The sequence below is a fragment of the Mesorhizobium sp. M8A.F.Ca.ET.161.01.1.1 genome (assembly GCF_004792105.1).
Taxonomy (GTDB): Bacteria; Pseudomonadota; Alphaproteobacteria; order Rhizobiales; family Rhizobiaceae; genus Mesorhizobium.
In genome coordinates this window covers 1-318 of the sequence record NZ_SRTD01000327.1, presented here as the reverse complement: position 1 = coordinate 318, position 318 = coordinate 1, and the positions used below count along the sequence as shown (strand labels likewise).

General features: G+C 59.1%; 1 pseudogene. It reads left to right on the top strand.

Annotation, left to right across the window (positions count from 1 at the left end):
- A pseudogene (locus EN804_RS35930) lies at positions 1 to 318 on the top strand (DDE-type integrase/transposase/recombinase); the annotation flags it as partial.

Sequence of the window (318 nt, the reverse complement as noted above, 5' to 3'; positions counted from 1 at the left end):
CGAGCGATAGGCACACGAGCACCGATGCTGATCCCGCTTGCCGCCAATGATCGCTGGTAACTGGACTTCGTGTCGGATCAGCTCACCGATGGTCGCAGGTTCCGGGTGCTTACGGTGGTCAACGATTGCACCAGGGAATGCTTGGCACTCGTCGCCGATACGTCGCTTTCCGGTCTGCGGGTTGCCCGTGAGGTGGACCGGATCATCGAGGGACGAGGCAAGGCGAAGATGATCGTCAGCGACAATGGCAGCGAATTCACCAGCAACCCGATCTTGCAATGGACGGACTGACCAAGGTGGAATGGCACTACATCGCAC